The sequence below is a fragment of the Bradyrhizobium sp. SZCCHNS3016 genome (genome assembly GCF_032484535.1).
Classification (GTDB): Bacteria; Pseudomonadota; Alphaproteobacteria; order Rhizobiales; family Xanthobacteraceae; genus Bradyrhizobium.
The window spans coordinates 159,890-175,048 of sequence record NZ_JAUETE010000014.1 but is presented as its reverse complement, the minus strand read 5'-3'; the positions used below and the strand labels follow the sequence as shown (position 1 = coordinate 175,048).

Genomic DNA, 15,159 nt, shown 5'->3' with positions numbered 1-15,159 from the left:
GGCAGGGAGGGCTGCGACGGCTGGGACAATGAACGCAGCTATCGCTGGCGGCCGCCCACCCTCTCGTTGTCCAATGCCGAGACGTCGCCGGACGGCGGGCGCATCAAAGTGTGGCGCCGCTGCCGCGTGCAGTTTCTGACCGACGATTGGATGCAGCTACAGGACTGTCAGCAGTCCCCGGATCCGTGGGTTCGCGAGAACACGCCGGCGCGTCGTCGCCGGGGCACCACCTCACGAATAGTTCGGCGCCTCGGGATTGCGGAAGATGTGAATGGGATCGCCGGGCGTGAACTCGCGTTGCGTCAGCACGGCATAGGCATAGAGCGCGAGATACAGGATCGCGACGGTGCCGATCACGTAGAGCGCCCAGGTTCCGATCCGTTTCATCAGCTCCGCCGCAAACACCGCCACAAGGCCGCGGTGCTTTTACGGGGTTCGGCTTCGGGACGCCACCCTGCGACCAGCCGCCGCTCACCCCCTACGGCACGTCCTGCGGATCGGCCCCGCCGAGGGGGGCAAGTCGGGCGATGTCCGCGTCGCGGTCGACGTGCACATAGCCGCCATGCCAATACGCCAGGGCTGCCGCTTGCGGCGCCACCTCGACATGCACCACGCGGCCGATCACGATGCCATGGGAATGCCGCTCGATGATCTCCTCGACCTCGCAGTCCAGCGCGGCGAGCGCCCCGACCAGGAGCGGCACGCCGGTCACGTGCTTGCGCCACTCGGCGCCGGCGAACCGCTCGGCGCCTCTGAGGCCGCCTTTACCCGAGAACCGTTCGGCCACGCCGATCTGGTCCGCGGCGAGCAGATTGGCGCCGAAAACACGCTCCCGCTGCAGGATCGGCCAGGACGAGGCGTTCCGATTGAGGCTCACGATCACGGACGCCGGCTCGATCGAGAGCGATGACAGCGAACTCACCGTCATGCCGGTGACCTCATCGCCCCGCCCCACGGTGATCACGCTCACGCCCCCGACCAGTTGGCGCATCGCGGAGCGGAAATCGGGCTGAAGCGCGGTGACGTCGGGCATGAGGCGGACGATGGAGTTCATTGCGATATTATCTCCTAACCCGTCGTGCCCGGTCCGAGCAACTGGCCCAGGATCGAGCCTTCCAGCGCCGCAAGCTCCGCAGAGCCGCGCTGGCGCGGGCGCGGCAGATCGACCCTGATGTCCTCGGCGATCCGGCCATTCTCGATGACCAGAACCCGGTCGGCCAGGGCCACGGCTTCCGCCACGTCATGGGTGACCAGGATTGCGGTGAAGGTTTGATCGGCCCAGACCCGCTCCAGCAGCCGCTGCATCGCGATCCGCGTCAACGCATCGAGGGCGCCGAGCGGCTCGTCGAACGCCAGCAGGCGCGGACCGCTGACGAGCGCGCGCGCCAGCGCGACGCGCTGCTTCTGGCCGCCGGACAGCACCGCCGGCCATTGGTCGCGCTTGTCGGCGAGACCCACTTCCTCCAGCGCCCGCCGGGCGCGCTCATGCGCGCCGGCGGCCTTGCGCTCGCGGCCGAGGCCGACCTCGACATTGCCGAGCACCCGCGCCCACGGCAGCAGCCGCGGTTCCTGGAACATGACGCGGACGTCCTCGGGCCGCGCCGCGGCTTCACCGAAGCTGATGCTGCCCGACGTCGGCTTGTCCAGACCTGCGATCAGGCGGAGCAGCGTGCTCTTGCCGCAGCCACTCTGACCGACGATCGCCACGAACTGACCGGCCGGAATCTCGAGATCGATGCCGCGCAGCACCTCGTTGTCGCCGAACGCCTTGCGAAGGTCGCGGATCACCAGCGGCAGGCCGCGCGTCTCGGGTTTGGCCAGGGTCACGCCTGGCTTCCTCGCGCGGCGGAAGGCCTCAGCCTGCCCGATCACGTCAGTGCCGTCGATCGCCTCGGCGCCGGACGCGGGAATTCGGAGCGCTTGCTGCATTTACGAACCTCAATGTTTGCTGAAGGCCGGATGCCAGGACAGCGTCATCCGTTCCAGCACCCGCGAAGCGCTGTCGGCGACCTTGCCCAGCAGGGCGTAGATCAGGATGGAGAGCACGACGACGTCGATCTGCATGAACTCGCGCGCCTGCATCGCCATGTAGCCGAGGCCCGAAGAGGCCGCGATCGTCTCGGCGACAATCAAGGTGAGCCACATGATGCCGAGCGCGAAGCGCAGACCGACGAAGATCGACGGCAACGCGCCGGGGAAGATCACGCGGCGAAACAGCTCGCTGTCGGTCATGCCGTAGACGCGGCCCATTTCAATGAGTTGCGGATCGACGGTGCGAATCCCGTGCAGCGTGTTGAGGTAGACGGGGAAGAACACGCCGAGGGCCACCAGGAACAGTTTTGCGCTCTCGTCGATGCCGAACCACAGGATGACCAGCGGGATCAGCGCCAGATGTGGCACGTTGCGCACCATCTGCAGCGTGGTGTCCGTCAGCTTCGCCGACAGCTGCGACAGGCCATTGGCGAGCCCGAAGGCGAAGCCGATGCCGCCACCAATCAAGAAGCCGATGGACGCGCGCCAGAAGCTGACCCAGATGTTACGGCCGAGCTCACCCGACCACAGCAGCTTCCACCCGGCGCGCGCGACGTCGGTCGGCGCGGGCAGCACCCGCGGCGACACGAGACCGGCGACCGAGGCCGCCTGCCAGATCAGGATGATCGCGAGGGGCACCAGCCAGGGGATCAGCGCATCCGCGCGCGGCACCGCGAGTTTGCGGACCTTGGGAAGGCTTTCGATCAGGCTCATGACTGCGAGGCTCTCTGCAACGGACGATGCTCGTTGGCGATCGTCTCACCGAATGGGCCGGTGTTGGTGCGCAGTCTAGTCACGTTGCCGGCCTGCTCCGACACGTTCAGCCCAAGCTTGGGAAACACCAGCTCGGCGAAGCGGTAGGCTTCTTCGAGGTGCGGGTAGCCGGACAGGATGAAGGTATCGATGCCGATATCCTGATACTCGCGGATGCGCGCCGCGACCGTGTCGGGATCACCGACCAGCGCCGTGCCGGCGCCACCGCGGACCAGCCCGACGCCGGCCCACAAATTGGGGCTGATCTCGAGCTTGTCGCGGCGGCCGCCGTGGAGCTGCGACATCCGCTGCTGGCCGACCGAATCCATCCGCGCAAAAATCTTCTGTGCCGAGGCGATGGTGTCGTCGGTGACGTGCTTGATGAGGTCGTCGGCGGCGGCCCACGCCTCCGCGTTGGTCTCGCGCACGATCACGTGCAGGCGGATGCCGAACGACAGCTTGCGGCCACGGCTGTCGGCGACGGCTCTCACCTTGGCGATCTTCGCCGCGACATCTGCCGGCGGCTCGCCCCAGGTAAGATACTTCTCGACCGTATCGACGGCGACGTCGATGCCGGCATCCGACGAGCCACCGAAGAACAGCGGCGGGCGTGGCGACTGTACCGGTGGGAACAGCAGCCGGCCATCCTCGACCTTGATGTGCTTGCCGGCGAAGTTGACGGCTTCGCCTTCGAGCAGCGCGTTGTAGACGGTGAGAAACTCGCGGGTGACCTCGTAGCGCTCCTCATGCGACAGGAAGACGCCGTCGCCCTTGTTTTCGACCGGATCGCCGCCGGTGACGACGTTGACCAGCAGGCGTCCGTTGGTGACACGGTCGAGCGTCGCGGTCATGCGCGCGGCCACGGCCGGCGATTGCAGACCCGGACGCACCGCCACGAGATAGCGCAGCTTCTCGGTGAAAGGCGCCACGGCCGACGCCACGATCCAGGAATCCTCGCAGCTGCGCCCCGTCGGGATCAGCACGCCGAAATAGCCGAGCTGGTCGGCGGCCTGCGCGACCTGGCGCAGATAGTTGAAGTTGACCTCGCGGCCGCCTTGCGAGGTGCCGAGATAGCGGCCGTCGCCATGGGTCGGCAGGAACCACAGCACATTGGGCTTCGAAGCATTGCTCATGTCGTTCTCTTTCGGATCGTGTCGCAGGCGAGCGTCAGGTGGACGGCGTCCACTTCCAGACGATGTCGGCGACGTTGACTTGTTTCGGGATGAGCCCAACCCGGGCGAAGCGGTCGGCGACGGCCTGCTGGCTCTTGATGACCTCGTCGTCGATCGGCACGACGCTATAGACCGAGCGGTCGACGAAGCGCTTGACCGCCTCAAGATCGACGCCGGTGGCCTCGGCCTGGGCCTTGGCGACCTCCTCGTGATGGCTGTTGGCCCACACGCCTTCTGCGGCGAAGGCGGCGTTCAGCCTGGCCACCACGGCCGGGTACTTTTCGACGAAGTCGGAGCCGACGATGTAGAACGAGTTCGGCTTGTGCACGTCTTTGTCCCACGCGATCACCCGCGCATTCTCCTTGAGCTCGGCGAGCGCGAGATACGGATCCCAGATCGACCAGGCGTCGACCGAGCCCTTGACGAAGGCGGCGGTGGCATCGGCGGGCGCGAGCGGCGCCGGCGTGATGTCGGTCCAGGACAGGCCCGCCTTCTCCAGCGCGGCGACCAGGAGATTGTGCGCGCTCGAGCCCTTGCCGAAGGCGACGCGCTTGCCCTTGAGATCGACGAGCGACTTGATCGGCGAGTCCTTGGGCACGATGATCGCCTGGCTGCTGCCGTTCTGCTTGACGGCCGCCGCGTAGCGGATCTTGGCACTGGCGGCCTGCGCGAAGATCGGCGGCGCGTCGCCGACATAGCCGAAATCGACGCTGCCGACATTGATGGCCTCCAGCAGCGGCGGGCCGAACTGGAAGTCGACCCAGACGATGTCGATGCCGACAGGCTTGAACGTATCCTCGATGGTGCGGCGCGCCTTCACCGCCGGGAAGAAGCCGCCCTTCTGGGTGCCGATCCGGATCTCCTTCGGCTTGTCCTCGGCGCGCAGCGGCGCCGCTGAGGCCATCACCGCAGCCGATGCCAATGACAGTTTCAGAAAATCGCGCCGCTTCATTGCCCTCTCCGATCACCCTTGTGCATCCACGTTGATGCGATGCACAGGATGATGGTGGCGGGCGAAACGCGTGTCGAGCACCCCTGGAAAATAGTGATGCCGGTCCTCTCGGCTCACGACCAGAGGGGATGATCGTATCGAGGCCCCCACGCAAAGCAGCGAGAATTTCTCGCAAGCAAAGATGCGATCACGCGTCTTCACGGCCCATCAACCAAGATCTCGGTGGGACCGGCGCGACTCCGCTCTGGCGGTGCGCCGGTGTGCGCGAGGTTCCGCCCGCTTGATCCAGGTCAACGCCGGTTCCGGGAGCTTTCTTAAACATAGGATTAGGCGCGGCCCGGATGCCGCAATCCCTCCTGAACCTCCCCTAGCAGAGAATTCTCTCATGTCGCTCGTTGGCAGCGATGCGAACGCGCATGCGCGTCGCAGACGCATGGAAATTTTTGCCTTCCTGTTTCTCACCGCCGTGCTGATGCCCGCGCTCGCGGTCGCCACCGTCGGCTCCTACGGGCTCACGGTGTGGGTCTACCAGATGATGGTCGGGCCGCCCGGCCCGCCTGCTGCGCATTGATTGGAACGACCACGCCCATGCTCTCCCACCGCACCTCCCTCGACCGCCGCGCGCTGATCACCGGCCGTGTCCTCACCGCCGATCCCGTCGTCGCGCCGGCCAAGGGCGAGATCGCCAGCATCATCGTGCAGACCCGCCCCGAGCAGCTCGATCGCGTCGAAGCCGACATCCTCGCGCTGTCCGGCTGCGAGATCCACGGCCGCGACGAACGCGGCAAGCTGATCGTCGTCGTCGATGCGCCCGATGCCGGCGCGCTCGGCGCCACCATGAACCGGATCGGACTGCTGCCGCACGTGCACTCCGCCTGCCTCGTCTTCCACGCCATCGACGCCGGCTAATCACACGAGACTCCAATGACCGACATGAAGATCGATCGCCGCCAGATGCTGAAGCTGGAGGCCGCCGCGATTGCCGCGGCCGCCGCCGGCATGCCGAGCGCCTCGCTCGCCGCAAACCTCGTCACCGAGCGCGAAGCCTCCGAGTTGAAATGGGACAAGGCCGCCTGCCGCTTCTGCGGCACCGGCTGCAGCGTGATGGTCGCGACCAAGGACAACCGCGTCGTCGCCACCCATGGCGACATCAAGGCCGAGGTCAATCGCGGCCTGAACTGCGTCAAGGGCTACTTCCTCTCGAAGATCATGTACGGCCATGACCGCCTGACGCATCCGATGCTGCGCAAGACGAACGGCAAGTACGACAAGAACGGCGAGTTCACCCCCGTCTCCTGGGACGAAGCCTTCGACGTCATGGCTGCGAAGTACAAGGACGCGCTGAAGAAGCGCGGGCCTTCCGGCGTCGGCATGTTCGGCTCCGGACAGTGGACGATCTGGGAAGGCTATGCGGCCTCGAAACTGTTCAAGGCCGGCTTCCGCTCCAATAACATCGATCCCAATGCGCGGCACTGCATGGCCTCGGCCGTCGCCGGCATGATGCGCACCTTCGGCATCGACGAGCCGCCCGGCTGCTACGACGACATCGAGGCCACCGACGCGTTCGTGCTGTGGGGCTCCAACATGGCGGAGATGCATCCGATCCTGTGGAGCCGCGTCACCGATCGGCGGCTGTCGGCGCCGCATGTCAAGGTCGCCGTGCTCTCGACCTTCGAGCACCGCTCGTTCGACCTCGCCGACATCGGCATGGTGTTCAAGCCGCAGACCGATCTCTATCTCCTCAACGCGATCGCCAACCACATCATCAAGACCGGCCGCGTCAACAAGGAGTTCGTCCAGGCGCATACGGTGTTCAAGAAGGGCCAGACCGACATCGGCTACGGCCTGCGCCCGGAGCATCCGCTGCAGAAGAAGGCGACGGGTGCCGCTAAGGCCAACGATGCCACCGACATCAGCTTCGACGATTATGCCAAGTTCGTCTCCGACTACACGCTGGAGAAGGCCGCCGAGATGTCCGGCGTGCCGCTGAACCGGCTGGAGGCGCTGGCCGAGCTCTATGCCGATCCGAAGACGAAAGTGGTTTCGTTCTGGACCATGGGCTTCAACCAGCACACCCGCGGCGTCTGGTGCAACAACCTCGTCTACAACATCCATCTCCTGACGGGAAAGATCAGCGAGCCCGGCAACAGCCCGTTCTCGCTGACCGGCCAGCCCTCGGCCTGCGGCACAGCGCGCGAGGTCGGCACCTTTTCGCACCGCCTGCCCGCCGACATGGTGGTCACCAACAAGGAGCATCGCACCAAGGCCGAGGACATCTGGCAGTTGCCGGAGGGCACGATCCCCGACAAGCCCGGCTATCACGCCGTGCTGCAGAGCCGGATGCTGAAGGACGGCCTGCTCAACGCCTATTGGGTACAGGTCAACAACAATCTGCAGGCCGGCCCGAACGCGAACGAGGAGACCTATCCGGGCTTCCGCAACCCCGACAATTTCATCGTCGTCTCCGACGCCTATCCGTCGGTGACCGCGCTCGCCGCCGACCTGATCCTGCCGACCGCGATGTGGGTGGAGAAGGAAGGCGCCTATGGCAATGCCGAGCGCCGCACCCAGTTCTGGCACCAGCTCGTGTCGGCGCCCGGCGAGGCACGCTCGGATCTCTGGCAGTTGATGGAGTTCTCCAGGCGCTTCAAGATCGAGGAGGTCTGGCCCGAGGAGCTGATCGCCAAGAAGCCGGAATATCGCGGCAAGACGCTGTTCGACGTGCTCTACAGGAACGGCCAGGTCGACAAGTTTCCGCTCGACCAGATCGAGCCGGGCTATGCCAACGACGAATCCAAGGCGTTCGGCTTCTACGTCCACAAGGGCCTGTTCGAGGAATACGCCTCCTTCGGCCGCGGCCATGGCCATGACCTGGCGCCGTTCGAGGCCTATCACCGGGAGCGCGGCCTGCGTTGGCCGGTGGTCGATGGCAAGGAGACGCGCTGGCGCTTCCGCGAGGGCTCCGATCCTTACGTCAAGGCCGGCACCGGCGTGCAGTTCTACGGCTTCCCCGACGGCAAGGCTCGCATCTTCGCTTTGCCCTACGAGCCGCCGGCGGAATCGCCCGACAAGGACTACCCGTTCTGGCTGTCGACGGGCCGCGTGGTCGAGCATTGGCATTCCGGCACGATGACGCGCCGCGTGCCCGAGCTCTACAAGGCCTTCCCCGAAGCCGTCTGCTTCATGCATCCGGACGATGCGCAGGAAGCCAACCTGCGGCGCGGCGACGAGGTCAAGGTCGCCTCGCGGCGCGGCTTCATCCGCGCCCGCGTCGAGACCCGCGGCCGCGACAAGCCGCCGCGCGGGCTCGTGTTCGTGCCGTGGTTCGACGAGTCGAAGCTGATCAACAAGGTGACGCTCGACGCCACCGATCCGATCTCGCTGCAGACCGACTACAAGAAATGCGCCGTGCGCATCGAGCGGGTGTGACGATCATGATGAGAAAAATTGCTGTCATGCTGATCGCGGCCAGCGTTGCGGCCGGATCGAGCGCCCTGCTCGCCCAGAGCGTGTCGTCCTCGCTGCGCGGCCCGGCGCCGCTCAACGACGAGGGTCCGGCACCGCCGATGCAGCCGATGAAGAACACCGCCGAGAAGGAGGTGCGCAACTATCCGGAGCAGCCGCCGGTGATTCCGCATGCCATCGACGGCTATCAGGTCGACATGCAGGGCAACAAATGCCTGTCCTGCCACGCCCGGGCGCGCACGGCGGAGTCGAAGGCGCCGATGCTGTCGATCACCCACTTCATGGATCGCGACGGCCAGTTCCTGGCCTCGGTGTCACCGCGCCGCTTCTTCTGCACCCAGTGCCATGTGCCGCAGAGCGTCGCCAATCCGCCTGTCAGCAACGACTTCGTCGACATCGACACGCTGCTGGCGCACGACAGGCCGGGTGGCAAGCGATGAGCAGCGCCGACATCCCGGAGGGCGCCAGAGCGCCCGTCCCCGAGAAGCGGCTCGGCCTTGTCCGCCGCGCCTGGCAGTTCATTCTCGACCTCATCGACGTGCTGCTGAAGCCGAGCTCCGTGTTCGGGCTCGGCGTGCTGGTACTGGCGGGCTTCCTCGCCGGCGTCATCTTCTGGGGCGGCTTCAACACGGCGCTGGAGATCACCAACACCGAGAAGTTCTGCACCGGCTGTCACGAGATGCGCGACAACGTGTTCGCCGAGCTGAAGTCGACGATCCACTTCTCCAACCGCTCCGGCGTGCGCGCCAGCTGCCCGGACTGCCATGTGCCGCACAACTGGACCGACAAGATCGCGCGCAAGATGCAGGCCTCCAAGGAGGTCTGGGGCCATCTGTTCGGCTCGATCAACACCCGCGAGAAGTTCACCGACCGCAGGCTGGAGCTGGCCTTGCACGAATGGGCGCGCTTCAAGGCCAATGATTCGCTCGAATGCCGCAACTGCCACAGCGCGCAGTCGATGGACATCACCAAGCAGTCGCCGCGCGCCGTCGAAGCGCACCAGCGCTTCCTCTTCACCGGCGAGAAGACCTGCATCGACTGCCATAAGGGCATCGCGCACCATCTGCCGGACATGCGCGGCGTCCCGGGCTGGCAGTAGGCTTCTTCTGGAGGGGAACGAGCGATCGCCGCAGGCACGCTGCGCCCCTCCCCCGCTTGCGGGGGAGGGCTGGGGTGGGGGCGCCACACGGGCAGACCCGCCGGAGCGTTCCCCCACCCGCATCGCATCTTCCGATGCGATGCGACCTCCCCCGCAAGCGGGGGAGGCGTGGACCCATTCACATCGAGCGCTTGATCTCTCCCCGTCAGCCCTTAGGTTCACGGAATGTCCCCGAGTCGCCGCGCGGCTCCATTTCGTTGAGCCATGACCACCTTCTCCCCGCATCAGGATTCCGCCCTCAAGGCCGTCGGCGACTGGCTGAAAGCCAAGCCAGGCAAGAACGGCACGCCGCAGGTGTTCCGGCTGTTCGGCTATGCCGGAACCGGCAAGACCACGCTGGCCCGCCACATCGCCGAAGACGTCGACGGCGAGGTCAAGTTCGCGGCCTTCACCGGCAAGGCGGCGCTGGTGATGCGCAGCAAGGGCTGCGACAATGCCTCCACCATCCACTCGCTGATCTATCGCGCGCAGGAGAGCGGCGAGGAGCAGCCGAACTTCGAATTGTGGGACGACGCGCCGGCGTCCAAGGCCAAACTGATCATCATCGACGAATGCTCGATGGTCGACGCCGATCTCGGCCGTGATCTCCTGTCCTTCGACTGCCCGTTGCTGGTGCTCGGCGATCCCGCGCAGCTGCCGCCGGTCAAGGGCGGCGGCTTCTTCACCGAGAGCGAGCCCGACGTGATGCTCACCGAGGTGCATCGCCAGGCCAAGGACGATCCGATCGTGCGGATGTCGATGGACGTGCGCGAAGGCAACACGCTCGACATCGGCCGCTACGGCGAGAGCGAGGTGGTCGAGCGCCGCGAGCTCGATCCGTCGCGCGTCATGGAGGCCGACCAGGTGCTGGTCGGCCGCAACGCCACCCGCCGCGCCTACAACAACCGCTTTCGGCAGCGCCTCGACATCGAGGACGCCCTCCCCGTCGCCGGCGACAAGCTGGTCTGCCTGCGCAACAACCGCAAGAAGGGCCTGTTCAATGGCGGGCTATGGCGGGTGAAGTCGCGCGCGACCTCGAAATCCAAGATCGTGACGATGCGGGTCGCGCCCGACGAGGATCTCGGACGCAAGGTAACGAAAGTCTCGGTGCGCGGCGAATGCTTCGGCGGCGGCATCGAGGACATCCCGTGGGAGCAGCGCAAGCCTTACGACGAGTTCGACTACGGCTACGTGCTGACCGTGCACAAGTCACAGGGCTCGCAATGGGATGACGTGGTGCTGTTCGACGAGAGCTTTGCCTTCCAGGAGAGCCGCGCCCGCTGGCTCTACACCGGAATCACACGGGCCGCGAAGCGGCTGTCGATCGTGGTGTAACGCCGGCTTTACCGCGCGAGGCGATTTCGCCCGCCTCGCTGGTACCCGCCTGCGGCCGGTTGATCCACGTCAACCTGACGCAGGGTCCTTGGCGGATAGAGATCGATTCACATCTCTGTTAATCCAGCAGCAGGCGGCGGGATCGCATGGCAAAGTCCAGGACCACGAAGGGCAAGGCCTCCAATGGCCAACGCATGAAGCGCGCAGCCGCCACCGCGCGCGTCGCGCGCCGGCAGTCCGCCGCCAGGCTCGATCCGATCGCGCAGTCGCTGGTCGACGAACAGATGCAGGCCGCGCAGATCACCGGGCTGTCGGCGTTCGAGACCGTGCTCAACGGACCGCCGGCCCTCGACGCCAACTCTGCGCCGGTCAAGGCGATGCTGGATGGTGCCGCGCCCGACGATGCCAAGCTGATGAAGGCGCTGATCGAGGGCAAGGCCAAGCCCGACAAGCGTCACACCTCCGACGAGCTCGCCGACAACTGGCGCCAGGGCGGCTACCCCTACAAATTCCGCATGTACCGCAAGGACTATGAGGAACAGAAATTCATCCTGCAGACCGAGCTGCTCAAGCTGCAGAACTGGATGAAGGATGCGCGGCAGCGCCTGGTGCTGCTGTTCGAGGGCCGCGATGCCGCCGGCAAGGGCGGCACCATCAAGCGCTTCATGGAGCATCTCAATCCGCGCGGCGCCCGCGTCGTCGCGCTGGACAAGCCGAGCGACGTCGAGCGCGGCCAATGGTATTTTCAGCGCTATGTCGAGCACCTGCCGACCGCGGGCGAGATCGTGCTGTTCGATCGCTCATGGTACAACCGCGCCGGCGTCGAACGCGTGATGGGCTTCTGCTCGCAGGCCGAATATGACGAGTTCCTGCGCCAGGTGCCGGAGTTCGAGCGCAATCTCGTGCGCAGCGGCATGCATCTCATCAAGTTCTGGTTCTCGGTCAGCCGCGAGGAGCAGCGCCGCCGCTTCAAGGAGCGCGAGGCGCATCCGCTCAAGCAGTGGAAGCTGTCGCCGATCGACACCGCCTCGCTCGACAAATGGAACGACTACACCCGCGCCAAGGAGGCGATGTTCTTCTCCACCGACACCGCCGACTGTCCGTGGACCGTGATCAAGTCCGACGACAAGAAGCGCGCGCGGCTGAACGCGATGCGCTGCGTGTTGCACTCCCTGCCCTATGCAGGCAAGGACGTCTCGCGCATCGGGCAGGTCGACGATCTCATCGTCGGCCGCGCCAGCGTCATCCACGAGCGCGAGGAGCACGCGAGCTGAGGCGACGCGCTCAGCGCCGATGACGCCGATGCGCCCTCACGGGATCGGCCGGCGGCATCGCTGCATTTGCATTCGGAAAGGCCGGCGTGCCACGGCGGGCCAGCTCCGCCTGCGCCGCCGGCGTCAGCGCGCCGCCATTGAGCACATCGCGGTCGGGATGCATGGCCGCATAGGCCGCCGGCTCGGAGAATTGGGCCGATGCCGCGGTGGCCGCCAGTGGCGACATCAGCAGAGCTGCCGCCAGGCTCCTGAATGCGATCATGATTGGTCTTCCCTGTCGCGCACCAATTCGCGCAGGCGATGATGTAGGCAGGCGAAAGCGGCATCCCAATCACGACCGCGCGAGCCGACGGCCGTTCGTGATCGCGCCCATCTCTCAGACGTAGCGCTGCAGCCGCTGTCCGGGCAGCAGATCGTAGGACGCCTTCCAGGCGACCCGTCATCGCCGCTGCGGCAGCCGATCATACGGGCGGAGATGAGCGGACGGCGGAAACGCGGGCGCCGCGCCGGAGGCGCGCACCAGGCCCATTCGTCCCGCCGGCGTCAGTGCGCCGCCGTTGAGCACGTCGCGATCGGGATACATCGCCTGAAACGCCCCCGGCTCCTGCTCGCCGTAGAACCAGCCCTGCGCCGATGCCGGCGCGGCAGTCGCCATCGACAGCAGCACCGCTGCCGCCTTTGATTTCCAGGATGTCATGATTGTTCTCCAGGTTCTCAAGATGCGGAGAACGCGCACTCGATGTCTGGCCAGGGGTCTGACGATCGAGACGCGTCCGCCTCTGTATTGACCGCAGAGAGAACGAAATATTCGCGCCGTCTCCGCCGCGCGGGCATCACGACCACGAGACCTGAACCACATCATGGTTCGAAGATCGACGAAGTGTGATGTCATCGTGAGCTTGCGGATTAGATGGCCCGTCGGGCAAATCGGCCAACGACGACAGAAGCTGTCAAGGTCTTCTGAAAAACATAAATCGTTTCGCGGTTTGCCCAAATCAGGCTTATGATGCCCGCGTTTCGTTGCACGGCAGGGGACGTATCGCGATCGTCACGGACGTTGGCAGCGAAATGCGATGGACGCGACATGTTGCAGCGGGCGAAGCGCCTGCGGACGAACGGCATGGCGCGGACGGCGAAAGCGTGTGGTCCTGGCCTCCCGACGCTGAGGCCAAGCTGGTGGTGATGATCCGCCGGCGACGGGGGCAAGACAGCCGGTCCCCGAGGAGAGCACGTATAAGCGTTAACACCATCGCGCGGGGAAGGCCGGATCTGTCTGGCTGAACCTGTGGTACCTGCCGCCTGCATTTTTTCCGCAGGCGGGCCACGGGCCTCAGCCGAGGTCCGGCCTTCCCTGCGCCCTCCGCTTCCGGAGGGCCGATGAACCGGCATCCCTCGGGCCATTCGAGCCGCGAGAATAGATCGCCATGTCTGGAACGCTCCCGCCACAACTCACAGTGTCGTTCCCGGCGGGCTCAAGCGGTGGTCGCAACACCAAGTGTTTTCATTCGTGACAGCAGCTCGTCAAGCGCCTCTGCTGGAGTTTTCCATCCTAGCGTCTTTCTCGGTCGGGAATTGAGCGCTGCGGCCACGGCGGCGATCTCGTCAGCATCGTAGACGCTCAGATCGGTACCTTTCGGGAAGTACTGCCGCAGCAGGCCATTCGTGTTCTCGTTCGTGCCACGTTGCCAGGGGCTTCTTGGATCGCAGAAGTAGATCTGAAGGTCTGTATCGATCTTGAGGTCACTGTGTTGAGCCATTTCGGTCCCCTGATCCCAGGTTAGCGAGCGGCGGAGTTCTTTGGGCAAGGTGACGATGGTGCGCGTGATCGCATCGCGTACCGCTTCAGCTCCGTGTCCGGAGAGCGCAGGCCCATCCTTCGTACGTGGGCCGTCGTCAAACCCCGGCAACCGTGGAAGGTGTAGGAGCATTGTAAACCGCGTGCTGCGTTCGACCAGCGTGCCGATTGCCGAGCTGGCGGAGCCGACGATCAGATCTCCTTCCCAATGTCCCGGCACAGCTCGATCCGCGACTTCGGCCGGACGCTCACTGATCATGATCTCCGGCGATATGAAGCCTTTGCTGCGCTTCCGCGTACGCGCTCGGGGCACGCGCAGCGCACGTCCCGTTCGCAAACAGGACGACAACTCGCGTTTCAGCGCTCCTCGGCCCTGAACAAAAAGCGCCTGGTAAATGGCTTCGTGGCTGATGCGCATCGCCTCGTCATCCGGGAAGTCGATCGGCAAGCGCCGGGCAATCTGCTCGGGACTCCACGCTTTCGTCCACCCCTGATCCTGGCTAGAGCCCGCACGACCGGCCTTCCGCCGAACGCCGCCTGGAGGCGCGACAAACCCTGCAAGCCGCTCTTCAACATAAGCGCGCAAGGCGGCGTTGCTTGCAAGCTTGCTCGGCTTAGGACGCCGGGCCGATCGATCTGCATGCCACTGGGCGGCCGTCGCCCGATAGGCCATCTTGCCGCCGTGCGTGGCTGCATTGCGATCGAGTTCACGGGAGATGGTCGAGGGAGACCGATTGAGGCGCCGTGCTATCTCTCGTACAGAATGGCGCTGCGCATTCAGCAGCGCAATCTCTTCGCGCTCAGAAAAGGAGAGGTGCCGTCCGGAGAGCGGCTTCGCTGAAGGTCGGAACATTGCCGGTGCCACGCCGCCCGCTTTTCGAAATAATCGGGGGCCGACAGCATCCGATAATCCAGCAGCCAGCGCAGCATTCTCGCTGTTCAATCCAGCGGCAATCCCACGCCAAAATTTCTGCTGTTCCGCACGCCCCGCAACTGGTGGGCGCCCCAATGATCCCAGCTTGCCCCGCGTTGACCGTTTCTTTCGAATGCCCATCGCAACCTCCTCATCGAGTGTTGCGACGACCAATTGAATCCACCCCCGGCGCCCAGTGCGCAATTGTGCACGCCTCGCGCCACCCCGGCCGTTCACGCAGTCGTGTCGCGTCCCCCGTAACGCCGGCCGAGCACCGACGTATCTTGCAGCAGAGGCCGGACCGGGCCAGTGTTTCCGGCTGGCGAGACGA

16 protein-coding genes are annotated in these 15,159 nt (G+C 65.5%); 7 read left to right on the top strand and 9 right to left on the bottom strand.

The genetic code is table 11. The features are described from left to right. Positions 1-231 precede the first annotated feature (231 nt). From QW881_RS25090 to QW881_RS25065, 6 genes are all read right to left on the bottom strand, one after another. Positions 232-387, bottom strand: a complete 156-nt coding sequence (locus QW881_RS25090; RefSeq protein ID WP_315733870.1) for a hypothetical protein — start codon at positions 385-387, stop codon at positions 232-234. Positions 388-478: 91 nt separating this feature from the next. Further along, entirely contained in the window at positions 479-1,054 is a 576-nt protein-coding gene (locus QW881_RS25085) for a flavin reductase family protein (RefSeq protein WP_315757306.1), read from the bottom strand. Between the two features lie 14 nt (positions 1,055-1,068). Next, positions 1,069-1,929, bottom strand: coding sequence for an ATP-binding cassette domain-containing protein (locus QW881_RS25080; protein WP_315757307.1), 861 nt, complete (start codon positions 1,927-1,929; stop codon positions 1,069-1,071). A 9-nt stretch (positions 1,930-1,938) separates the two neighbouring features. Continuing rightward, positions 1,939-2,745 (bottom strand): ABC transporter permease subunit, encoded by an 807-nt coding sequence (locus QW881_RS25075; RefSeq protein ID WP_315757308.1) that lies wholly within the window; start codon positions 2,743-2,745, stop codon positions 1,939-1,941. Continuing rightward, positions 2,742-3,917, bottom strand: a complete 1,176-nt coding sequence (gene ssuD / locus QW881_RS25070; RefSeq protein WP_315757309.1) for an FMNH2-dependent alkanesulfonate monooxygenase — start codon at positions 3,915-3,917, stop codon at positions 2,742-2,744. Before ssuD ends, QW881_RS25075 begins: the two co-directional genes overlap by 4 nt. A 34-nt stretch (positions 3,918-3,951) precedes the next feature. Beyond that, positions 3,952-4,908, bottom strand: coding sequence for an aliphatic sulfonate ABC transporter substrate-binding protein (locus QW881_RS25065; protein ID WP_315733880.1), 957 nt, complete (start codon positions 4,906-4,908; stop codon positions 3,952-3,954). A gap of 385 nt (positions 4,909-5,293) precedes the next feature. On the opposite strand from QW881_RS25065, the gene napE reads away from it, so the two are divergent. The 7 genes from napE (at position 5,294) to ppk2 (ending at position 12,120) form a co-directional block, all read left to right on the top strand. After that, positions 5,294-5,479 (top strand): periplasmic nitrate reductase, NapE protein, encoded by a 186-nt coding sequence (napE, locus tag QW881_RS25060; RefSeq protein ID WP_315733882.1) that lies wholly within the window; start codon positions 5,294-5,296, stop codon positions 5,477-5,479. Positions 5,480-5,496: 17 nt separating this feature from the next. Then, positions 5,497-5,817 carry a chaperone NapD gene (locus QW881_RS25055; protein ID WP_315733883.1) on the top strand — a complete coding sequence of 107 codons (321 nt, stop codon included), beginning with the start codon at positions 5,497-5,499 and terminating at the stop codon, positions 5,815-5,817. Between the two features lie 15 nt (positions 5,818-5,832). Then, positions 5,833-8,337 carry a nitrate reductase catalytic subunit NapA gene (gene napA, locus QW881_RS25050; protein ID WP_315757310.1) on the top strand — a complete coding sequence of 835 codons (2,505 nt, stop codon included), beginning with the start codon at positions 5,833-5,835 and terminating at the stop codon, positions 8,335-8,337. Positions 8,338-8,342: 5 nt separating this feature from the next. Beyond that, a complete protein-coding gene (locus tag QW881_RS25045; RefSeq protein ID WP_315757311.1) occupies positions 8,343-8,813 on the top strand; it encodes a nitrate reductase cytochrome c-type subunit in 471 nt (156 codons plus the stop codon). Beyond that, a complete protein-coding gene (locus QW881_RS25040) occupies positions 8,810-9,472 on the top strand; it encodes a NapC/NirT family cytochrome c (protein ID WP_315757312.1) in 663 nt (220 codons plus the stop codon). Before QW881_RS25045 ends, QW881_RS25040 begins: the two co-directional genes overlap by 4 nt. 264 nt (positions 9,473-9,736) lie before the next feature. Beyond that, complete coding sequence (locus QW881_RS25035) at positions 9,737-10,846, top strand: ATP-dependent RecD-like DNA helicase (RefSeq protein ID WP_315733892.1); 1,110 nt, start codon at positions 9,737-9,739, stop codon at positions 10,844-10,846. 146 nt (positions 10,847-10,992) lie between these two features. Beyond that, positions 10,993-12,120, top strand: coding sequence for a polyphosphate kinase 2 (ppk2, locus tag QW881_RS25030; RefSeq protein WP_315757313.1), 1,128 nt, complete (start codon positions 10,993-10,995; stop codon positions 12,118-12,120). Between the two features lie 10 nt (positions 12,121-12,130). Here ppk2 and QW881_RS25025 read toward each other — a convergent pair whose 3' ends face one another. The 3 genes from QW881_RS25025 to QW881_RS25015 all read right to left on the bottom strand — a co-directional run bounded on the left by QW881_RS25025 (position 12,131) and on the right by QW881_RS25015 (position 14,969). Next, complete coding sequence (locus QW881_RS25025; protein ID WP_315757314.1) at positions 12,131-12,382, bottom strand: hypothetical protein; 252 nt, start codon at positions 12,380-12,382, stop codon at positions 12,131-12,133. A gap of 177 nt (positions 12,383-12,559) precedes the next feature. Next, positions 12,560-12,817 (bottom strand): hypothetical protein, encoded by a 258-nt coding sequence (locus QW881_RS25020; protein WP_315733898.1) that lies wholly within the window; start codon positions 12,815-12,817, stop codon positions 12,560-12,562. 775 nt (positions 12,818-13,592) lie between these two features. Beyond that, positions 13,593-14,969: an IS30 family transposase gene (locus QW881_RS25015; RefSeq protein ID WP_315715219.1), complete on the bottom strand. Its 1,377-nt coding sequence runs from the start codon at positions 14,967-14,969 to the stop codon at positions 13,593-13,595. Positions 14,970-15,159 lie beyond the last annotated feature (190 nt).